General features: G+C 64.2%; 20 protein-coding genes and 1 pseudogene. 11 read left to right on the forward strand and 10 right to left on the reverse strand.

Annotated features, from left to right (window positions below; genetic code table 11):
- Positions 1-106 precede the first annotated feature (106 nt).
- Both L1P09_RS26300 and L1P09_RS26305 read left to right on the forward strand, forming a co-directional pair.
- Positions 107-586 (forward strand): annotated as a pseudogene (locus L1P09_RS26300) (methyl-accepting chemotaxis protein); the annotation flags it as partial.
- Between the two features lie 204 nt (positions 587-790).
- Entirely contained in the window at positions 791-1,495 is a 705-nt protein-coding gene (locus L1P09_RS26305; RefSeq protein WP_390898618.1) for a methyl-accepting chemotaxis protein, read from the forward strand.
- Positions 1,496-1,889: 394 nt separating this feature from the next.
- On the opposite strand, the gene L1P09_RS06375 is transcribed toward L1P09_RS26305, so the two are convergent.
- Positions 1,890-3,080: a benzoate/H(+) symporter BenE family transporter gene (locus L1P09_RS06375; protein ID WP_054906305.1), complete on the reverse strand. Its 1,191-nt coding sequence runs from the start codon at positions 3,078-3,080 to the stop codon at positions 1,890-1,892.
- Between the two features lie 144 nt (positions 3,081-3,224).
- Between L1P09_RS06375 and L1P09_RS06380 the strand changes: the two genes are divergently transcribed.
- A complete protein-coding gene (locus tag L1P09_RS06380; RefSeq protein ID WP_235768609.1) occupies positions 3,225-3,827 on the forward strand; it encodes a glutathione S-transferase family protein in 603 nt (200 codons plus the stop codon).
- Positions 3,828-4,281: 454 nt separating this feature from the next.
- Here the strand turns inward: L1P09_RS06380 and L1P09_RS06385 are convergent, their stop codons facing one another.
- The 5 genes from L1P09_RS06385 to L1P09_RS06405 all read right to left on the reverse strand — a co-directional run bounded on the left by L1P09_RS06385 (position 4,282) and on the right by L1P09_RS06405 (position 6,951).
- Entirely contained in the window at positions 4,282-4,653 is a 372-nt protein-coding gene (locus tag L1P09_RS06385; protein ID WP_125920443.1) for a glutaredoxin family protein, read from the reverse strand.
- Positions 4,654-4,712: 59 nt separating this feature from the next.
- Positions 4,713-5,258: a GTP cyclohydrolase I FolE gene (folE, locus tag L1P09_RS06390; RefSeq protein ID WP_054911867.1), complete on the reverse strand. Its 546-nt coding sequence runs from the start codon at positions 5,256-5,258 to the stop codon at positions 4,713-4,715.
- Between the two features lie 69 nt (positions 5,259-5,327).
- On the reverse strand, positions 5,328-5,888 hold the full coding sequence (locus tag L1P09_RS06395) for a Smr/MutS family protein (RefSeq protein ID WP_009683235.1): 561 nt from the start codon (positions 5,886-5,888) through the stop codon (positions 5,328-5,330).
- Between the two features lie 66 nt (positions 5,889-5,954).
- Positions 5,955-6,275, reverse strand: a complete 321-nt coding sequence (locus tag L1P09_RS06400) for a hypothetical protein (protein WP_009683236.1) — start codon at positions 6,273-6,275, stop codon at positions 5,955-5,957.
- Between the two features lie 85 nt (positions 6,276-6,360).
- On the reverse strand, positions 6,361-6,951 hold the full coding sequence (locus L1P09_RS06405) for a cysteine hydrolase family protein (protein ID WP_009683237.1): 591 nt from the start codon (positions 6,949-6,951) through the stop codon (positions 6,361-6,363).
- Between the two features lie 179 nt (positions 6,952-7,130).
- Here L1P09_RS06405 and prmB point away from each other — a divergent pair, with 179 nt between their 5' ends.
- The gene (gene prmB, locus L1P09_RS06410; RefSeq protein WP_235768611.1) at positions 7,131-8,039 is read left to right on the forward strand and encodes a 50S ribosomal protein L3 N(5)-glutamine methyltransferase; all 909 of its coding nucleotides are present in this window, start codon (positions 7,131-7,133) and stop codon (positions 8,037-8,039) included.
- Between the two features lie 107 nt (positions 8,040-8,146).
- Here prmB and L1P09_RS06415 read toward each other — a convergent pair whose 3' ends face one another.
- On the reverse strand, positions 8,147-8,929 hold the full coding sequence (locus L1P09_RS06415) for a hypothetical protein (protein WP_009683239.1): 783 nt from the start codon (positions 8,927-8,929) through the stop codon (positions 8,147-8,149).
- 64 nt (positions 8,930-8,993) lie between these two features.
- Positions 8,994-9,956: an alpha/beta hydrolase gene (locus L1P09_RS06420; protein ID WP_235768613.1), complete on the reverse strand. Its 963-nt coding sequence runs from the start codon at positions 9,954-9,956 to the stop codon at positions 8,994-8,996.
- A 210-nt stretch (positions 9,957-10,166) separates the two neighbouring features.
- On the opposite strand from L1P09_RS06420, the gene aroC reads away from it, so the two are divergent.
- From aroC to L1P09_RS06435, 3 genes are all read left to right on the forward strand, one after another.
- The gene (gene aroC, locus L1P09_RS06425) at positions 10,167-11,258 is read left to right on the forward strand and encodes a chorismate synthase (RefSeq protein ID WP_054890589.1); all 1,092 of its coding nucleotides are present in this window, start codon (positions 10,167-10,169) and stop codon (positions 11,256-11,258) included.
- Positions 11,259-11,723: 465 nt separating this feature from the next.
- Complete coding sequence (locus tag L1P09_RS06430; protein WP_198748749.1) at positions 11,724-12,878, forward strand: MFS transporter; 1,155 nt, start codon at positions 11,724-11,726, stop codon at positions 12,876-12,878.
- Positions 12,878-13,414 (forward strand): oxidase, encoded by a 537-nt coding sequence (locus L1P09_RS06435; protein ID WP_235768615.1) that lies wholly within the window; start codon positions 12,878-12,880, stop codon positions 13,412-13,414. Before L1P09_RS06430 ends, L1P09_RS06435 begins: the two co-directional genes overlap by 1 nt.
- A 156-nt stretch (positions 13,415-13,570) precedes the next feature.
- Here the strand turns inward: L1P09_RS06435 and L1P09_RS06440 are convergent, their stop codons facing one another.
- The gene (locus tag L1P09_RS06440; RefSeq protein ID WP_009683246.1) at positions 13,571-13,843 is read right to left on the reverse strand and encodes a DUF3509 domain-containing protein; all 273 of its coding nucleotides are present in this window, start codon (positions 13,841-13,843) and stop codon (positions 13,571-13,573) included.
- Between the two features lie 266 nt (positions 13,844-14,109).
- On the opposite strand from L1P09_RS06440, the gene L1P09_RS06445 reads away from it, so the two are divergent.
- Positions 14,110-14,634 (forward strand): ankyrin repeat domain-containing protein, encoded by a 525-nt coding sequence (locus L1P09_RS06445; RefSeq protein WP_054881728.1) that lies wholly within the window; start codon positions 14,110-14,112, stop codon positions 14,632-14,634.
- Positions 14,635-14,692: 58 nt separating this feature from the next.
- A complete protein-coding gene (locus L1P09_RS06450; RefSeq protein WP_235768617.1) occupies positions 14,693-15,223 on the forward strand; it encodes a hypothetical protein in 531 nt (176 codons plus the stop codon).
- 25 nt (positions 15,224-15,248) lie between these two features.
- Here L1P09_RS06450 and L1P09_RS06455 read toward each other — a convergent pair whose 3' ends face one another.
- The gene (locus L1P09_RS06455; RefSeq protein ID WP_009683249.1) at positions 15,249-16,187 is read right to left on the reverse strand and encodes a ZIP family metal transporter; all 939 of its coding nucleotides are present in this window, start codon (positions 16,185-16,187) and stop codon (positions 15,249-15,251) included.
- A gap of 126 nt (positions 16,188-16,313) precedes the next feature.
- Between L1P09_RS06455 and L1P09_RS06460 the strand changes: the two genes are divergently transcribed.
- Both L1P09_RS06460 and L1P09_RS06465 read left to right on the forward strand, forming a co-directional pair.
- The gene (locus tag L1P09_RS06460) at positions 16,314-16,505 is read left to right on the forward strand and encodes a PLDc N-terminal domain-containing protein (RefSeq protein ID WP_009683250.1); all 192 of its coding nucleotides are present in this window, start codon (positions 16,314-16,316) and stop codon (positions 16,503-16,505) included.
- A 260-nt stretch (positions 16,506-16,765) separates the two neighbouring features.
- A complete protein-coding gene (locus L1P09_RS06465; protein ID WP_009682022.1) occupies positions 16,766-18,823 on the forward strand; it encodes an LTA synthase family protein in 2,058 nt (685 codons plus the stop codon).
- Positions 18,824-18,990 lie beyond the last annotated feature (167 nt).

Genomic DNA, 18,990 nt, shown 5'->3' on the forward strand with positions numbered 1-18,990 from the left:
CGACGATGGCGTGTACACCCTCAAGCAGTCCCAAGGCCAGCAGGGCGGCGAGTTTCTCGAGCAAGCCGGGCAGGTGGCACAGGTGTCGCGGCTGATGCTGCAGGCCATGGACGAAGCGCGGGTGCGCCTGGAGCAAAGCCGCAAGGGCGAAGAGGGTGTCAGTAAAGAGCGCATTGCCCAAACCGTCGAGGCGGCCAGCCTGGTCGGCCAGCTGCAGGGCGCCATCGCCGATGCCGGTTACCAGAGCGTGCTGGGCGAAGTGGCGGGGCACATCGGCAGCTTCTCGGAAAAGCTCAACGAATACACCGACGAGTTGGCCCGTGAACAAGGGTTGAAGGACCAGTTGCAGGCCAGTGCCGAGCAGGTCACCGGGCGCGTCGACCAGGCCTACCTGGCGCAGGAGCAGGCCCTGCAGGGCGAGCTGCAGCGCAATGCCCTGGCCATTGGCCTGGCCACGGTGCTGGCGCTGTTGGCCGGCGTGCTGGCGGCCTGGTTGATTACCCGCGCGGTGGTTGGCCCGCTCAAGCATGTGATCGCCCGCGCCCAGCGCATTGCTGCGGGCGAGCTGGCGTTCGATGCCCAAGCGCCGCGGCGTGACGAAGTGGGGCAGTTGATGCAGGCCATGCAGCAGATGGCCGCGGGGCTGGCCGGTATTGTCAGTGGCTTGCAGCAGGGCATCGAGCAACTGGCAGGCAGTGCCCAGGCGCTGTCGGCGGTGACCGAACAGACCAACCGTGAGGTGGGCAGCCAGAAAGAGGAAACCGAACAGGTCGCCACCGCCATGCAACAGATGACCGCCACCGTGCACGATGTGGCGCGCAACGCCGAAGAAGCGGCCCAGGCGGCCGAGTCGGCAGACGCCAAGGTCGGCTCGGGCCAGCAGGTGGTGCGCCAGAGCATGCAGCGCATCGAACAGCTGGCCGCCGCGGCGGAAACCGCCAGTGCCGGCATCGACAGCCTCAGTGCCGAAATCCATACCATTGGCGATGTGCTGGAAGTGATCAAGAGCGTGGCCGAGCAAACCAACCTGCTGGCGCTGAACGCCGCCATCGAAGCTGCCCGGGCCGGTGAGCAGGGGCGCGGTTTTGCCGTGGTGGCCGATGAGGTGCGGGCGCTGGCCAAGCGTACCCGCCAGTCCACCGAGCAGATCGAGACCCTGGTGGCCAGCTTGCGCGGCAATGCGCAGCAGTCGGTGGCGCAGATCCGCGGCAGTGCCGAACTGGTGCGTATGGCGGTGGCTGACGCGTTGCACACCGAAAGTGCGCTGGGCAGCATTGCCGCGGCAGTGTCGTTGATTCAGCAGATGAACCAGCAGATCGCCGCGGCAGCCGAGCAGCAGAGTTCGGTGGCCGAAGAGATCAGCCGCAGCGTCACACAGATCCGCGGCAGTGCCGACCAGGCGGCCTTGGCCATGCAGGGCAATGCCCGGTCAAGTGTGGAGCTGGCGCAGTTGGGCACCGACCTGAAGGGGATGGTGGGGCATTTCAGGTTGTAGCCCAGGGGGGGGCTGGCGATGGCATCAGGGTTGCCAGGTGCTCGCCGTAGCATCTTCAGCGCCTGTGAGATCGAGCGCCGCCCGCGCGGCGCATCGCGAGCTGCGCTCGCTCCTACGTTTGTTTCGGGCCAGTAACGCCTGTGACAGGCGCGCGCGGCCGCCTCGTTTGTACGGCGCGATATTGAGGCATGCGCCAAGGCGTTCGCGCGCGAATCCCACAGGAATAATTGGCCCGAAACAAACGTAGGAGCGAGCGCAGCTCGCGATGCGCCGCGCGGGCGGCGCTCGCTCTAACAGGCGCTGCATACCTTGTGGCAAACACCTGTCAGCCCTGATGCGATCCCCGTGGGAGCTGGCTTGCCAGCGATAGGGCCGGTACAGGCCTCAATAACCTTCAGGCCTTGCGCGGGTTAAGAATCACCAGGGCCAAAACCCCCGCCACAATCCCCCAGAACGCCGACCCGATCGAGAACAGGGTCAGCCCCGACGCCGTCACCATGAAGGTAATCACTGCCGCCTCACGCTCGCGCGCTTCGCTCATGGCAACCGTCAGCCCGTTCATGATCGAGCCAAACAGCGCCAGCGCCGCAATCGACAGCACCAGCTCTTTCGGCAACGCGGCAAACAGCGCTGCCAGGGTCGCCCCGAACACCCCGGCGATGCCGTAGAAAATCCCGCACCACACCGCTGCGGTGTAGCGTTTGCTGGGGTCTTCATGGGCATGCGGCCCAGTGCAGATGGCCGCGCTGATCGCCGCCAGGTTGACCCCGTGCGAGCCAAACGGCGCCAGCAGCAGCGAGGCAAAACCGGTAGCCGAGATCAGGGGCGAGGCCGGTACCTGGTAGCCGTCAGCGCGCAGCACGGCCACGCCAGGCATGTTCTGCGAAGTCATGGCCACCACGAACAGCGGAATGCCGATGCTGATGGTGGCGGCCAGCGAGAAGCTCGGCGTGGTCCACACCGGCTTGGCCACTTCCAGGTGGAAGCCGCTGAAGTCCAGCAGGCCCAGCGCGCCCGACAGTGCGGTACCCACCAGCAAGGCCGCCAGCACGCAGTAGCGCGGCGACAGCCGCTTGACCAGCAGGTAGCTGAAGAACATGCCCAACACCAGCAGGGTACGGTGCTGCGCCGCCACGAAAATTTCGCTGCCGATCTTGAACAGGATGCCCGCCAGCAACGCCGAAGCCAGCGACGCCGGAATGCGTTTGACCAGGCGCTCGAAGCTGCCGGTCATCCCGCACACCAGCACCAGCACCGCACAAGTGATGTAGGCGCCAATGGCCTCGCCGTAGCTGACCCCGCCCAGGCTGGTGATCAGCAGCGCTGCGCCGGGGGTGGACCAGGCAATGGTGATGGGGGTGCGGTAGCGCAATGACAGGCCGATGCTGCACACCGCCATGCCAATCGACAGCGCCCAGATCCACGACGAGATCTGCGCAGTGGTCAGCCCGGCCGCCTGGCCGGCCTGGAACATCAGCACCAGCGAGCTGGTATAACCGGTGAGCATGGCGATGAAGCCGGCGACCACCGCCGACGGGGCGCTGTCTGCCAGGGGCCGCAGGCGTGCGGAAGTGGCATTGGTCATGAACAAAGTCCTTGTAAAGGTGTAAGCAGTTTTTTCAGACTACAGCCAGCAAGGTGGATCCTTGCCATACAGCGGCCATTGCTTTTAGCCGTACAGTCGCCAACTATTGGGCGCAATTGCAAAACTGCTTTGCAGGGAGGGGCGATGTACAAGGTTTATGGCGACTACCAGTCGGGTAACTGCTACAAGGTCAAGTTGATGTTGAGCCTGCTGGGCCGGCCGTACGAATGGCACCCGGTGGACATTCTCAGGGGCGAGACCGAAACGCCGGCGTTTCTGGCGATGAACCCCAATGGCAAGGTGCCGGTGCTGGAGCTGGAAGACGGCACTTACCTGTGGGAGTCCAACGCCATTCTCAATTTCCTGGCCGATGGCAGTACATTCCTGCCCAGCGAGCCGCGCCTGCGCACCCAGGTGTTGCAGTGGCAGTTCTTCGAGCAGTACAGCCACGAGCCGTACATTGCCGTGGCGCGTTTCATCCAGTTTTACCTGGGGCTGCCAGATGAGCGTATGGAGGAATACAAAAAGCTGCACAAGGGCGGCTACAAGGCCTTGAAGGTGATGGAACGCCAGCTGCAGATGACCCCGTACCTGGTCGGTGAGCAGTATTCGATTGCCGATGTGGCGTTGTATGCCTACACCCATGTGGCCCATCAGGGCGGGTTCGACCTGGCCGATTACCCTGCCGTTCGCGCCTGGCTGGCGCGGGTTGCCAGCCACCCAGGGCATGTGCCGATGGTGGGTTGACCGCTAACCTGTACCGGCCCCATCGCTGGCAAGCCAGCTCCCACAATCAATATGTTAGGTATTGTTGTGTGGGAGATTCTATGGTTCCTGGCAAGGGTAGCCGGAGCATCTTCAGCGCCTGTGAGATCGAGCGCCGCCCGCGCGGCGCAATCGCGAGCTGCGCTCGCTCCTACGTTTGTTTCGGGCCAGTAACGCCTGTGACAGGCGCGCGCGGCCGCCTTGTTTGTACGGCGCGATATTGAGGCATGCACCAAGGCGTTCGCGCGCAAATCCCACAGGAATAATTGGCCCGAAACAAACGTAGGAGCGAGCGCAGCTCGCGATTGCGCCGCGCGGGCGGCGCTCGCTCTAACAGGCGCTGCATACCTTGTGGCAAACACCTGTCTGCCCTAAGGCGACCCCTGTGGGAGCTGGCTTGCCAGCGATAGGGCCAGTGCAGGAAAGCTGAAACCTGTCAGACCGAGGCAAACCGCTCATCCAGGTAGGCAATGATGGCCTTGGACTCATACATCCAGGTCACCTTGCCCGCTTCTTCAATGCGCAGGCACGGCACTTTCACCCGGCCGCCACCTTCTTGCAGGGCCTGGCGGTGCGCCGAGTCGTTCTTGGCATCACGCAGCGCCACCGGTACGTTCAGGCGGTGCAGGGTGCGGCGGGTCTTGACGCAGAACGGGCAGGCATGGAACTGGTACAGCGCCAGGCCCTTGGCCGCCTGGTCGACGCGGGCCTGGGCGGCGGCGTCGCGCTTGCGCTTGGCCGGGCGGCTGACCCAGTCTGCAAACACGATGACTTGGCCGAGGCCAACCCGCAGGGCTTTGACGATCATGGGCAACTCCTGAAATGCAAAAGCCGACCTGCAAGGGTCGGCTCGGGGTCTGCAGCCAATTACTTGATCAGGCTGAGGAACTCGCTGCGGGTGGCGGCGTTATCGCGGAATTCGCCCAGCATCACCGAGGTGATCATGGTCGAGTTCTGTTTTTCCACACCGCGCATCATCATGCACATGTGCTTGGCTTCTATCACCACGGCCACGCCGGCGGCACCGGTAACCTGCTGGATAGCCTCAGCCACCTGGCGGCTGAGGTTTTCCTGAATTTGCAGGCGGCGGGCGAACATGTCGACGATGCGCGCGACCTTCGACAGGCCCAGCACCTTGCCTTTAGGCAGGTAGGCCACGTGCGCCTTGCCGATGAACGGCAGCATGTGGTGTTCGCACATCGAATACAGTTCGATGTCCCGGACCAGTACCATTTCGCTGTTGTCAGAGCTGAACAACGCGTTGTTGGTCACTTCTTCCAGTGTTTGCTCATAACCGCGGCAAAGGTACTTCATCGCCTTTGCAGCCCGCTTGGGCGTGTCGAGCAGGCCCTCGCGGGAGACGTCCTCGCCAAGCTGGCTGAGGATCTCGGTGTAGTTCTGTTCCAGGGACATGGATCTACCTTGGGAAAAAATCGCAAAAACGAAGGTTACGGCGGCGCGCGCGGCGCTGCAAGCACGGCGTTACTCGTCGCGGCCTTCGAGCATGGTTCGCTTGAGCATCACATACACGGCACCGGTGCCGCCGTGGCGGGCACTGCACGAGGCAAAGCCGAGCACCTGCGGGTGCTGGCGCAGCCAGGTGTTGACATGGCTTTTGATCATCGGCCGCTTGCCGTCCAGGCGCGCAGCCTTGCCATGGGTCACGCGCACGCAGCGCACTTCCAGCTTGGTGGCTTCGGCGATGAAGGCCCACAAGGTTTCGCGGGCCTTCTCTACGGTCATGCCATGCAGGTCGAGGCTGCCCTCGAACGGGATCTGCCCCAGTTTCAGCTTGCGCAGCTGAGTTTCCTGCACGCCGTCGCGGCGCCACATCAGTTCGTCTTCGGCGCCCACGTCGATCACGAACTGGTCAGACATACCGTCGATGACCAGCGCCTTGTCACTGCGAACGGTCGCCGCCTGGCGCAGGCCGGCCAGCTGCTGGCGGTCGGCCTTGGGCTTGCCGACTTCGGCGCGGTCGTGGCGGATCGGCTTTACGCCGCGCACTTCGGCCTTGAACAGGGAAAAATCGTCGTCTTGCATGGTGCCTCCACGTGGGCGGCGTAGTTTACGCGACTGTGGGGGCTTTATGCAGCCAATACAAAACCCTCAATCATGCTTCTTCATCAGGTGCGGCGACAGGTTTAGCTCACGCCCGCGCCGCAGGCGAATGCGGCTGCGCCGCCACAAGCGCACGCCCAGCCACAGCAGCAGCAAACCAGCCACGGTAACGATGCTGGACAACGCCTTGTTGGCGTTGAGTTCCTGCAGGGCAGGGTAGTTGCCGAGCAAGCCGGCGATGCCGGCCATGGCCAGCAGTACGCCCAGGGTCGCCAGCAGGGCGGACAGCCCGGCCGCCAGGCGGGCGCCCCAGTTACGCGGTTGGCGCGGGCGCAGGCGCTTGGCGTCGAAACTGCCTTTGAGCTTCATTCCGCTCTCCTCTGTGGATATCCGGAATTCGACCTGCCGCCGCCCCTTGGGTTCCGCCCGGCTGCCGGGCGGTCGTGCCAGGGCCTCAGATCAGGCTGGCGGTTGGGGCCACGCAAGCGAAGTTGTCGGCCATCACGGCCATTTCGCACTGGTGAATCTGCGCGGCCGGTATAACCCCGTCCTTGAACGCCAGGTCGCGGGTCGCCGAAGCGTCTTCTACCAGTGTGCACCGGTAACCATAGTCTTTGGCGCGGCGCACGGTGGTGCTGACGCTGGAATGGCTCATGAAACCGCACACGATCAGGTCCAGGTGCCCCAGTTCCTGCAGCGTTTCGTGCAGCTTGGTGTTCTTGAAGGCATTGGGCATGCGTTTTTCGATGACGATTTCGCCCTCCAGCGGCTCCAGCCCTGGAATGAACTGGCCAGCGGGCCCCTGTGGGTCGAAACGGCCACCCACCGTGCCCAGGTGGCGAACATGGATGATCGGACGGCCGCTTTTGCGCGCGGCGTCGAGCAACCTGGCGATGTTGGCCACGGCCTCGTCCATGCCCGACAACTGCAGGGGCCCACTGAGGTACTCCTTTTGCGCATCGATGATGATCAGGCTGGCGTGGCTCAGCTTGGCCGGCGGGTAATCGCGGCCAGTGAGGCGGAACATCGTGGTTGGAACGGACATCAAGGGCTCCTTGGTAGGGCTTTTGTGCACCTATTCTCCCCTGCATTGGCGCCAATGGGAATGGTTGACAACGCAAGTGGCATGGTTACTGGCCTGTGGCTAGCCCGGCAACGCTGCGATGGAACAAATCTGTGCCCCAGGCTGTTAGACTTTTGTCCGTTCTGAATTAGGAGTACCCCGTGATCACATCCCGCCTGCGCACCCTGCGCGACTACATCCGCTGGGCAGTCAGCCGCTTCCATGAGCATGACCTGTTCTTCGGCCATGGTGCCGACAATGCCTGGGACGAAGCCCGTCTGCTGGTGCTGGGTGCGGTGCACCTGCCATGGGAGGTGGCCGACAGCTACCTGGACTGCATGCTCGAAGACGACGAGCGGGTGCGCCTGCAGCACCTGCTCAAGCGCCGTATCGAAGAGCGCGTGCCAACTGCCTACCTGTTGGGCGAGGCCTGGTTCTGCGGCATGTCGTTCATTGTCGACGAGCGCGTGCTGGTGCCGCGCTCACCCATTGGCGAGCTGATCGAAAAGCGCTTCGAGCCGTGGTTGGCCAACGAGCCGGCACGCATTCTGGACCTGTGCACCGGTTCGGGCTGCATCGGCATCGTTGCCGCCGACGTGTTCCCCGAGGCCGAAGTGGTGCTGGCCGACCTGTCGTTCCAGGCCCTTGAAGTGGCCAACCAGAACATCGAGCGCCATGGCCTGGACGCCCGTGTGTACACCGTGCAGGGCGACGGTTTTGCCGGCTTGCCGGGGCAGCGCTTCGACCTGATCCTGTCCAACCCGCCGTATGTCGACGCCGAAGACTTCGACGACATGCCGGCCGAGTACCACCACGAGCCGGAGCTGGGCCTGGCCTGTGGCAATGATGGGCTGGACCTGGTGCGGCGCATGCTGGCCGAAGCGGCCGACCACCTCACCGAAAAAGGCTTGCTGATTGTCGAAGTGGGTAACAGCCAGGTGCATGTGGAGGCGCTGTACCCCGAGGTGGACTTTGCCTGGCTGGCGTTCGAGCGCGGCGGGCATGGGGTGTTCATGCTGACCGCTGAGCAGTGCCGCCAGCACCAGGAGCTGTTCAAGGGCCGCGTCTGATTCCGAACGGGGCTGCTTTGCAGCCCATTCGCGGGCACGCCCGCTCCCACAGGTATATCACCGGTCCTTGTGGGGGCGGGCAAGCCCGGGAAACAGGCAACGCGGTCTTAACGGGTTGCGATCCAGATCAGCAGCCCCGCCTGAAACACCGCAAACGCCACCAGGCACGTAATGGTAAAGCGCAGCCCGCCATCTTCACGCTGGTACTTGGCCACCCGCTCATCACGCTCGCGCAGCTGTGCGTCTTTTTCCTGCAACTGCTGGTCTGCCTGCTGCAGCAAGCTGGCGGCGTCAAGAATAGCCACCCGTTGCAGCCGTTCATTGCTCCAGGCTGCTTTCAACTGCCCCACAGGCATTTCCACGGTGCGGCCTTTCAGGTGCTGGGCGTCTTCGTATTCCACCTCAATGCCCACCCCACGCAGGCAGTGGTCACGGCGCAGGCGCGAGTCTTCGTTCAGCGCGTCCTTGTTCGGCAAGGGCATGCCCTCGACCTGGTAATGCGACCATTTGCGCTGCAACCACTGCGCGGCCTGGGCCAGCAGGAAGCGGCCGATGCCGCGGTTGACCGGCTCCAGCTGCAAGCCCTGGGCGTTGCCGATACGCACCCGGCGTTCGGCATGGTCCACGCGGATGTCCAGGCGGTTCTGTTCCTTGTGTACCTTCTGCCCAGGCAACTGGATCTCCATGCGCAGCAGGCTGTGGGCCTTGTCATGGCGCTCGGCATAGCCGAACTGCACAAAGCGCAGCGGCCGGGCGCCGGTGCTGCGGTCGGTGGGCAGCGCGGCCAGGCGCAATAGCTGGAAGTGTTCGACCGGCAGGTCGGCCCAGGGCTGGGCGGGGTTGTCCTGGGGCTCTTCGGCCGGCTCTGCGGCGGCGGGGGCAATGGTCATCGGGGCTGGTCCTCGGCTATGCCTGCTGTATCGGCAGGCAGGCCGCAGACCTGAGGCCGTTGCCTCAGGCCGAAGGCAAATGCTGGATGAAGGTCACGATTCGCTCACCCAGTTCGCGGGCCAGGGGTAACTCAGGGTTGAGGTAGCTGTCGCGTTGCTGGCTCATGTCTTTGGGGCTGATACGCAGCATGTGGTTCATGCCGTCGATAAACACCAACTGCGCATCCGGCTTGGCTGCCTTGAGCCGTTCGGCGTCGGCCACGTCCACCTGCACATCGTTGCGCCCCTGCACGATCAGCGCCGGCATCGGCAGGCGGGCGAAGGCGGCGGCGGGGTTTTGCCGGAACAGGGTAATCAGGTAGGGCTGCACACTAGGGCGGAACACCTGGCGCAGCGGTGCCGGCACGTCCAGGCTGGTTTGCCCGGCCTGCAGGCGGTCGAGCAGGGCGCTGCCACCGGCCAGTTGCGCCGGCGGCAGGCGCTGGGCCAGCTGCTCGCGCAACACGTCGGCCATTGGCCGGCCGCTGCCGGCCAGGGTAATCACGGCGCTGGCCCCGGCCTGTTCGGCGGCCAGGCTGGCAATCAGCGCACCTTCACTGTGGCCGATCAGGATCAGCGGGCCAAAGCGCGGGTCGGCCTTGAGCTTGTGGCTCCAGGCGACCACGTCGGCCACATAGCGCTCCACGCTCAGGTCCCGCTCATCGGGTGCGGCAGGCTGGCTGGCAGCCACGCCACGCTTGTCGTAGCGCACGCTGGCAATGTGTTCGTTGGCCAGCAGCAGGGCCAGGCGCTTGAGGTTGTCGACCCTGCCCGAGGCCGGGTTGTTGCCGTCACGGTCGGTAGGGCCAGAGCCGGCAATGATCAGCACCACCGGCGGCGGTGTGGCTTGCTGCGGCAGCAGCAAACTGCCGTGCAGCACGCCCTGGCCGGTGTCGAGGTCGATGGGGCGTTGCAGCACGGTGGGTGCGGCGGCCTGGGCCAGGCCGGTGCACAGCAAGAGGAACAAGGCGACAAGGCGCGACATCATGCGGTACTACATGGGGAGATGTGGGTTTGACCCAATGTTTTGGGGAAGGTTCTGGGGGGCTTGGCAGGTTTGGCCTCTTCGCGGGCATGCCCGCTCCCACAGGGTGATATCTGTGGGAGCGGGCGTGCCCGCGAAAGGGCCAGCACAGGCGATCAAACCATCTGTATACTGCCGCTTTCGTCCATTTCAGGCAGATCTCGCGGAGCGTCCATGTCCGGCAATACCTACGGCAAGCTGTTCACTGTCACCACCGCTGGCGAAAGCCACGGCCCGGCGTTGGTCGCCATTGTCGACGGGTGCCCACCGGGCCTGGAAATTTCCCTCGCCGACCTGCAGCACGACCTGGACCGGCGCAAGCCCGGCACCAGCCGGCACACCACTCAGCGCCAGGAAGCCGACGAGGTGGAGATTCTGTCCGGCGTATTCGAAGGGCGCACCACCGGTTGCTCGATTGGGCTGTTGATCCGCAACACCGACCAGAAGTCGAAGGACTACTCCGCTATCAAGGACCTGTTCCGCCCGGCCCACGCCGACTACACCTACCACCACAAGTACGGCCTGCGCGATTACCGCGGCGGCGGCCGCAGCTCGGCCCGCGAAACCGCCATGCGCGTGGCCGCCGGTGCCATCGCCAAGAAGTTCCTGGCCAGCCAGGGCATCACCGTGCGCGGCTACATGAGCCAGCTGGGGCCGATCGAAATCCCGTTCAAAACCTGGGAATCGGTGGAGCAGAATGCCTTCTTCAGCCCCGACCCAGACAAGGTGCCGGAGCTGGAGGCGTACATGGACCAACTGCGCCGTGACCAGGATTCGGTGGGCGCCAAGATCACCGTGGTTGCCGAAGGCGTGATGCCTGGCCTGGGCGAGCCGATTTTCGACCGCCTCGACGCCGAACTGGCCCACGCGCTGATGAGCATCAACGCGGTCAAGGGCGTTGAAATCGGCGCCGGTTTCGCCAGCGTGGCCCAGCGGGGCACCGAGCACCGTGACGAGCTGACCCCTGAAGGCTTCCTCAGCAACAATGCCGGCGGCATTCTGGGTGGCATTTCCTCGGGGCAGCCCATCGTGGCCCACCTGGCGCTGAAGCCGACGTCCAGCATCACCACCCCGGGGCGTTCCATCGACGTGGATGGCAACCCGGTCGAGGTGATCACCAAAGGCCGCCACGACCCGTGCGTGGGTATTCGTGCCACGCCGATCGCCGAAGCGATGATGGCCATTGCCCTGATGGACCACCTGCTGCGCCACCGTGCGCAAAATGCCGATGTGGAGGTGGCTACCCCGGTGCTGGGCCAGCGCTGATCTGCCTGCACCGGCCCCATCGCTGGCAAGCCAGCTCCCACAGGGTCACCACAAACCAGAACATTGTGGGCCGCCTGTGGGAGATTCTATGGTTTTTGGCAAGGGTAGCCGCAGTATCTTCAGCGCCTGTGAGATCGAGCGCCGCCCGCGCGGCGCATCGCGAGCTGCGCTCGCTCCTGCGTTTGTTTCGGGCCAGTAACCCCTGTGCCGGGTGCGCGCGACCGCCTTGTTTGTACGGCGCGATATTGAGGTATGCGCCAAGGTGTTCGCGCACAAATCCCACAGGCATAATTGGCCCGCAACAAACGTAGGAGCGAGCGCAGCTCGCGATGCGCCGCGCGGGCGGCGCTCGCTCTCACAGGCGCTGCATATCTTCTGACAAATACCTGTCAGCCCTGATGCGATCCCTGTGGGAGCTGGCTTGCCAGCGATAGGGCCGCTACAGGCCCCCAACAAGGCCACCTCATGCAACCCATCCCTTACTGGCGCCTGTCCAGCTTCTACCTGTTCTATTTCGCCCTGCTCGGTTCCACCGCGCCGTTCCTGGCCCTTTACTTCGACCACCTGGGCTTTAGCCCGGCGCGCATCGGCGAGCTGGTGGCCATCCCTATGCTGATGCGCTGCATTGCCCCCAACCTGTGGGGCTGGCTGGGCGACCGCAGCGGTCAGCGCCTGCTGATCGTGCGCCTGGGTGCGCTGTGCACGCTGGCCAGCTTCTCCCTGGTGTTCTTCGGCAAAAGCTACGCCTGGCTGGCGCTGGTAATGGCCCTGCATGCGTTCTTCTGGCACGCGGTACTGCCGCAGTTCGAGGTCATCACCCTGGCCCACCTGCATGGGCAAACGGCACGCTACAGCCAGGTGCGCCTGTGGGGCTCGATCGGCTTCATCCTCACCGTGGTGGGGTTGGGCCGTGTATTCGAGTGGCTGAGCCTGGACATCTACCCGCTGGCGCTGGTCATCATCATGGGCGGTATCGTCGCCGCCAGCCTGTGGGTGCCCAATGCCCAGCCGGTGGAGCAGGGCGAGCGCAGCGCTGCCGGCGGCTTCCTGCGCCAACTGCGTGCGCCCGGGGTGATCGCCTTCTATGCCTGCGTGGCGCTGATGCAGCTCAGCCACGGCCCGTACTACACCTTCCTTACCCTGCACCTGGAACACCTGGGCTACAGCCGTGGCGCCATCGGTTTGCTGTGGGCACTGGGGGTGGTGGCCGAGGTGTTGATGTTCATGGGCATGAGCCGCCTGTTCGCCCGTTTCAGCGTGCAACGTGTGTTGCTGGCCAGTTTCCTGCTGGCCGGCGTGCGCTGGCTGCTGTTGGGCAACTTGGCGGCCGAGCCGGCGGTGCTGGTTTTCGCCCAACTGCTGCATGCGGCCACGTTCGGCTGTTTCCACGCCGCCAGCATCGCGTTCGTGCAGGCCAGCTTCGGCGCTCGCCAGCAGGGCCAGGGCCAGGCTTTCTACGCCGCGCTGTCGGGTACCGGCGGCGCGTTGGGGGCTTTGTATTCGGGTTACAGCTGGAAACTGCTGGGGCCCAGCTTCACCTTTGGTATGGCCAGTGCCGCAGCCTTGGCTGCAGCCGTTATCATTGGCCTTTGTTCGCAACCGACCAGGACCCGCCCCTGATGAGCATTCTCAGCGTTTTCCACACCGCCAGCCCGGCATTGCCGCACAAAGTGTTGACCCACCACGATGACATCGCCGCAACCCTGGCTGAACACGGCGTGCGTTTCGAGCATGCCGAACCTGGTGTGCGGGTGCGCCCAGGCACTGCGCAGGACGAGGTTTTGGCGGCGTGCCGCGCGTACCTGGACCAGCTGATGACCGCGCAGGGCAGCAAGGCATTCGTACTGCTCAACCGTGACGGCCAGGACCTGGCGCAGGTTGATGTGCGCGATGAACACTTGCATGACGCCGACGAGGTTTTCGCCGTAATCAGCGGGCGCGCGCAAGTGGGGCTGCGGGTGGGCGAGTGGGTGTATTCGGTGTTGTGCGAGAAAGGCGATCAATTGCACGTGCCGGCTGGCACGCGGCGCTGGGTGGAGCTAGGTGAGGCGCCGTTCTGCCTGGCCTTGCGTTTGTACGGCAGCGAGCAGGGGGCGCAGGCGAGGTTCACCGGAGATGTGAGTGCGCGGGCATTTCTGGGCATTGACGAGTTGTAATGCCTGCACCGGACTTTTTGTGGGAGCGGGCATGCCCGCGAACACCGGTGTAGCCGGTGCCAGCCATGTCACTGGATTCTTCGCGGGCACGCCCGCTCCCACACAAGTTCCCCGCTCGACTACGCAGACCCTAGGGCTGTGTTATCTCCACAGCATTCAGCGGTAGGTCGGCAAGGCAAACCGTTGCTGGCTCTGCAGCATCGAGATCACCGGCAGCTCACTGGCCTGTTCAGCCAGGTCCCGGCGGATGGCACTGATGGCCCACGACAGCTGCTCAGCGCTGTGCAATTGCCCATAGGTCAGTACGCGTCGGGTCACTTTGCCATCAGCCGCACGCAGGGTCAGCAGGACGCCGCCGTCCGGGCGAGCCTGGGTGGTCACTTCGTAGGCCGAAAATACCGAAACGAATTTTTGCTGAATAAGGTCCATAGCAACTCCTGGCTGTTGTGTGGCAGACATGAGTAGGTAGTTGCAGTGACCGTGCCAGAATCTGAATTCATGGAAAGTCCTTTAAATTCAGTGGCTTGCGATGCTTTTGCAGAAGCGCTTCCGTGCAGCTTGCAAGGTCGTGCATTTTGCACAGTGCAATTTGCACGAAGCGGGCGTTGGCTATCGGCGCAATAGAATATGAACCTTTGACCGTAATTGCGTGCCTGACAAACACTTGGGCAATCATTTACGCAAGGAGGTTCCCGATGACCAGCCAAGCCGCACACGCCACCATGACCGATGACGAAACAGCAGCCTTTGCCGAGCAGGTGTTCGAACGAGCCCGCCAGGGCGATGCCGAGATGCTCGAGCGCTTGCTCGCCAGCGGCCTGCCGGCCAACCTGCGTAACCACAAAGGGGACACCCTGGTCATGCTGGCCAGCTACCACGGTCACCACGACGCAGTGCGTGTGCTGCTGGCCCACGGCGCCGACCCGCTGATTGCCAACGACAACGGCCAGTTGCCGATAGCCGGTGCCGCCTTCAAGGGTGACCTGGCAATGATCCGCCTATTGCTCGAGCACGGCGTGCCGGTAGACGCAGCGGCCCAGGATGGGCGCACGGCGCTGATGCTGGCGGCCATGTTCAACCGCTGCGAGATCCTCGATTACCTGTTGGCCGAGGGCGCCGACCCGGCGCGCCAGGACGCCCGCGGGGCCACCGCGCTGATGGCCGCGCGCACCATGGGCGCGGTGGATACGGCAGCACGCCTGCAAGTGCAGGCCGGCTAACGGCCTGGGGGCATTTGCGGCTATCCTTGGCGACTTTCACCCGCCGCAGGCCCCCCTCATGAAAACTCAGTTGCTCGAATTCATCAGCCTCATTGGTGCTGGCTGCATGCGCGAGGCCGACATCGAGCGCATCGCCGACGAGGCCGCTCAGGCTTACGCCGACCCGGCCGCGTTCCTCGCCGCCAACCCTGATATCAACTACGACGACACCTTCCCGATCCCGCTGGGCGAATGGGTGGTGCTGGGCAGCCTGCCGGACACCGTGGTGTTCCAGGCCGACAGCTACCTGGCGCTGTTCCAGCAGATCAGCGACTCGTTCGACAACAGCGTGCCGTTCACCCTCAAGCCCAAACAACTGGCCCGCACCGAGCCGCTGACTGCCTTGAACCGCATTCAGGTGCAGATGGGCGCGCTGAACAAGGAGGCCGGCGGTTATGTGCTGCTGAACTTCAGCCAATTGCTGGATGACGAGCTGCAGATGGTGATGGTGGGCCAGCACGACCTGGCGCGGGTGCTGGAACTGGGCGCGGAGCTGGGGATCAAGGTCGAGCCAGCCCTTGAAGCGCTGAAAGTTGCCGTGCATGCCTGAGGGCCTGTACAGCCAACCCAAAACTTCAGCCCAGCGCGGTATCCAGAAACATCATGACGGCAAACCCACCCATCAACCCCAGGGTCGCCGCCGTCTGGTGCCCGTTGCGGTGTGTTTCGGGGATCACTTCGTGGCTGACCACGAAGATCATCGCCCCCGCCGCCAGGCCCATGCTGATGGGGTAGGCGAGGGCGAAGCCGGTCGAGATGCCGAGCCCGATCACCGCCCCCAGCGGTTCCATCAGCCCCGAACCAATGGCCACCAGCGCAGCCTTGAAGTTCGACAAGCCGGTAGCGCGCAAGGCCAGCGCCACGGCCAGGCCTTCGGGAATATCCTGGATGGCAATGGCGCTGGTCAGCGGCAGGCCGATGTTCAGGTCGCCGTTGGCAAAGCTCACGCCAATCGCCATGCCCTCTGGCAGGTTGTGCAAGGTGATCGCCAGCACGAACAGCCACACCCGGTTGATGCGCTCGGCATCGGGGCCACACGGGCCGGTGCTTTCATGCTCGTGCGGGGTGAAGCGGTCCAGGCCTAGCATCAGTAGCACGCCCAGGCCCATGCCCAGCACCACGGTGAACGCCGCCGCCGGGCCGCTGCCGGTGATTTCGCGGGCGGCGTCCAGCCCCGGCAGAATCAGCGAAAACGAACTGGCTGCCAGCATCATGCCGGCGGCGAAGCCCAGCATCACGTCCTGGGTGCGTGCGCTCACATCGCGCAGCACCACCGCCAGCACTGCCCCCAGTGCCGTGGCGCCGAACCCCGACAACCCGCCCAGCAGCGCCAGGTGCAGGTTGTCGGCATGGTCGCCGTTCACCGCGTTCCAGAAGCTGGCCGCCAGCAATGCACAGACCGCCAGCAGGCTCAGCGCCAGCCCGGCGCTGAGCCACGGGGCATTCACGACCTGTTGGCGCCAGGCGTTGCGCAGCGAGGGTGGGGTAGGGCTTTGCGGCTGTGCGACGGGCATGCGGACCTCGGTTCAATGGCTGCTGGCAGTTTACTCAGGGACCTGCCGCCACCGCCAAGGATTCCCTTCTATTGCCGTGATAGCTGACTATGCTGTGCAGCACAGCCTTTGAAAGGGAGTCAAAGCATGGGGTCGACATTCAACAGCCTGGTTGGGCTGATCATTCTGGCGCTGGATATCTGGGCCATCCTCAACGTGATCAAGAGCGGCAGCGAGGTGGGCAGCAAGGTGTTGTGGATTCTGCTGATCGCACTGCTGCCCGTGGTGGGGCTGGTGATCTGGGCCATCGCCGGGCCGCGGGGGAATGTGCGGATCTGACCGCTCCATGCCCCCTGTAGGAGCGGCCTCGCGTCGCGATGGGGCGCGTAGCGGCCCTGAACGTGCACAGTGGCATACATTTTTGGGGCCGCTTTGCGCCCCATCGCGACGCGAGGCCGCTCCTACAGCCCAAATGAACGGCAATACACCCGTGACAAAATTTTCACATTGGTTTAAACAGAATCCGCACCCGCACAATGCTGCGTTGGCCCAGTGCCAGCGCCCTCTTCGCAACCCGCAATCCTAGGACCTTCCCATTCATGGCTAACACGGACGCCTTGAAGCAACGGGGCGCGCGAGCACCGTTCTCGCCCACCCTGAAATCCCACCTGGCCTACACGCTGCTCAGCGGCCTGGTGATCATGCTGATGCTCAGCCTCGTGCGCCTGGCGCTGTTGGTCTACAACAGCGATATGGTCGGCGATACCCCTTACTCCACCGTCGCCGAAGGCTTCATCAATGGCTTGCGCTTCGACCTGCGGGTGGTGGTGTACCTCAGCATTCCGCTGTTGCTGGCCATGCTCAGCCCCTGGGCCATGGCCCGGCGAGGAGTGTTCCGTTTCTGGCTGACACTCACCTCCAGCGTGGTGATGTTCCTTGGCCTGATGGAAATGGACTTCTACCGCGAGTTCCACCAGCGCCTCAACGGCCTGGTCTTCCAGTACATCAAGGAAGACCCGAAAACCGTACTGAGCATGCTCTGGTACGGCTTCCCGGTGGTGCGCTATCTGTTGGCCTGGGCCTTCGGCACCTGGCTGCTGAGCCTGCTGTTCAAGGGCATCGACCGCATCACCCGGGGCCAGGGCGCACAACGCGTGGCGCCGTGGTACAACCGCCTGGCCGTGTTCATGGTGGTCTTGCTGGTGGCCGTGGTCGCCGCCCGTGGCACGCTACGCCAAGGCCCGCCGATGCGCTGGGGCGATGCGTTCACCACCGACTCCAACTTCGTCAACCAGCTGGGCCTGAACGGCACCCTGACCCTGATCGACGCCGCCAAGAGCCGCTTCGGCGAAGACCGCGCCAACATCTGGAAGCCGGTACTGGAGCAGGGCCTGGCCACCGAAACCGTGCGCAAGCAATTGCTGACGCCGAACGACACCCTGGTCGATGCCGACGAAGCTGCCGTGCGCCGCGACTTCCTGCCGCCGGCCGAGCGCACCCTGCCGGTCAAGAACGTGGTGGTGATCCTGATGGAAAGCTTTGCCGGCCACTCGGTCGGTGCGCTGGGTAGCCCGAACAACATCACCCCGTACTTCGACAAGCTGGCCAAAGAGGGCCTGCTGTTCGACCGCTTCTTCTCCAACGGCACGCACACCCACCAGGGCATGTTTGCCACCATGGCCTGCTTCCCCAACCTGCCGGGCTTCGAATACCTGATGCAAACCCCGGAAGGCGGCCACAAGCTGTCGGGCCTGCCAGCCCTGCTCAGCGCCCGTGACTACGACGACGTCTACGTCTACAACGGCGACTTCGCCTGGGACAACCAGTCCGGGTTCTTCGGCAACCAGGGCATGACCACCTTCATTGGCCGCAACGACTTCGTCAACCCGGTGTTCTCTGACCCCACCTGGGGCGTGTCCGACCAGGACATGTTCGACCGCGGCAACGAGGAGCTGGCCAAGCACGACGGCAAGAAGCCGATCTATGCGTTGCTGCAGACCCTGTCCAACCACACCCCGTATGCGCTGCCCAAAGACCTGCCCGTCGAGAAGGTGACCGGCCAGGGCCGCCTGGACGAGCACCTGACCGCCATGCGTTATTCGGACTGGGCGCTGGGCCAGTTCTTCGAGAAGGCGCGCAAAGAGCCGTACTTCAAGGACACCCTGTTCGTGATCGTTGGCGACCACGGTTTCGGCAACCACCAGCAGGTCACCGAGCTGGACCTGGGCCGTTTCAATGTGCCGCTGCTGCTGATTGCCCCGGGCATTCAGGAGAAGTTCGGTGCGGTCAACCACACCGTGGGCACCCAGGTCGACATCGTGCCGACCATCATGGGCCGCCTGGGTGGCAAGGCCCGCCACCAGTGCTGGGGGCGCGACCTGCTCAACCTGCCTGAGGGCGACCAGGGCGTGGGCATGATCAAGCCGTCGGGCAGCGAACAGATCGTCGGCCTGGTACAGGGCGACCGCATTCTGATCGAGTCCAAGGACATGACCCCGCGCATGTACCGCTACCAGTTGGGCAGCGAGTTCAAGGCCGAGCTGATCGAAAGCCCCGACCAGCCGCAATTGCTCAAGCAGCTTGAAGCGTACATCCAGACCGCCACCAAGAGCCTGCTGGACAACACCGCCGGTGTGGTGCACGGCACGCCGAAGTAAAAGCTCGCGGGTCACCCGCTGCCACAGTGGCTGCGCCAGCTTCGTGCTGGCGCTACCCCTGCGGGCGGCCCTGGGTCGCGATGGGGGCCCCACGTTTCGACGCCTGCCGCTTTCATCCTACTGAACATTCTCCCTGCCCCAAGGTCAGTTGTTCAGGCGTAACACAC

This window comes from Pseudomonas juntendi (genome assembly GCF_021560075.1).
Lineage (GTDB): Bacteria > Pseudomonadota > Gammaproteobacteria > Pseudomonadales > Pseudomonadaceae > Aquipseudomonas > Aquipseudomonas juntendi.

Excerpts from the sequence above, each read along its gene's own strand:
- L1P09_RS26305 (WP_390898618.1), top strand. The coding sequence starts at position 791 with ATGACCGCCACCGTGCACGATGTGGCGCGCAACGCCGAAGAAGCGGCC.
- L1P09_RS06375 (WP_054906305.1), bottom strand. The coding sequence starts at position 3,080 with ATGACCAATGCCACTTCCGCACGCCTGCGGCCCCTGGCAGACAGCGCC.
- L1P09_RS06380 (WP_235768609.1), top strand. The coding sequence starts at position 3,225 with ATGTACAAGGTTTATGGCGACTACCAGTCGGGTAACTGCTACAAGGTC.
- L1P09_RS06385 (WP_125920443.1), bottom strand. The coding sequence starts at position 4,653 with ATGATCGTCAAAGCCCTGCGGGTTGGCCTCGGCCAAGTCATCGTGTTT.
- folE (WP_054911867.1), bottom strand. The coding sequence starts at position 5,258 with ATGTCCCTGGAACAGAACTACACCGAGATCCTCAGCCAGCTTGGCGAG.
- L1P09_RS06395 (WP_009683235.1), bottom strand. The coding sequence starts at position 5,888 with ATGCAAGACGACGATTTTTCCCTGTTCAAGGCCGAAGTGCGCGGCGTA.
- L1P09_RS06400 (WP_009683236.1), bottom strand. The coding sequence starts at position 6,275 with ATGAAGCTCAAAGGCAGTTTCGACGCCAAGCGCCTGCGCCCGCGCCAA.
- L1P09_RS06405 (WP_009683237.1), bottom strand. The coding sequence starts at position 6,951 with ATGTCCGTTCCAACCACGATGTTCCGCCTCACTGGCCGCGATTACCCG.
- L1P09_RS06415 (WP_009683239.1), bottom strand. The coding sequence starts at position 8,929 with ATGACCATTGCCCCCGCCGCCGCAGAGCCGGCCGAAGAGCCCCAGGAC.
- L1P09_RS06420 (WP_235768613.1), bottom strand. The coding sequence starts at position 9,956 with ATGATGTCGCGCCTTGTCGCCTTGTTCCTCTTGCTGTGCACCGGCCTG.
- aroC (WP_054890589.1), top strand. The coding sequence starts at position 10,167 with ATGTCCGGCAATACCTACGGCAAGCTGTTCACTGTCACCACCGCTGGC.
- L1P09_RS06430 (WP_198748749.1), top strand. The coding sequence starts at position 11,724 with ATGCAACCCATCCCTTACTGGCGCCTGTCCAGCTTCTACCTGTTCTAT.
- L1P09_RS06435 (WP_235768615.1), top strand. The coding sequence starts at position 12,878 with ATGAGCATTCTCAGCGTTTTCCACACCGCCAGCCCGGCATTGCCGCAC.
- L1P09_RS06440 (WP_009683246.1), bottom strand. The coding sequence starts at position 13,843 with ATGGACCTTATTCAGCAAAAATTCGTTTCGGTATTTTCGGCCTACGAA.
- L1P09_RS06445 (WP_054881728.1), top strand. The coding sequence starts at position 14,110 with ATGACCAGCCAAGCCGCACACGCCACCATGACCGATGACGAAACAGCA.
- L1P09_RS06450 (WP_235768617.1), top strand. The coding sequence starts at position 14,693 with ATGAAAACTCAGTTGCTCGAATTCATCAGCCTCATTGGTGCTGGCTGC.
- L1P09_RS06455 (WP_009683249.1), bottom strand. The coding sequence starts at position 16,187 with ATGCCCGTCGCACAGCCGCAAAGCCCTACCCCACCCTCGCTGCGCAAC.
- L1P09_RS06460 (WP_009683250.1), top strand. The coding sequence starts at position 16,314 with ATGGGGTCGACATTCAACAGCCTGGTTGGGCTGATCATTCTGGCGCTG.
- L1P09_RS06465 (WP_009682022.1), top strand. The coding sequence starts at position 16,766 with ATGGCTAACACGGACGCCTTGAAGCAACGGGGCGCGCGAGCACCGTTC.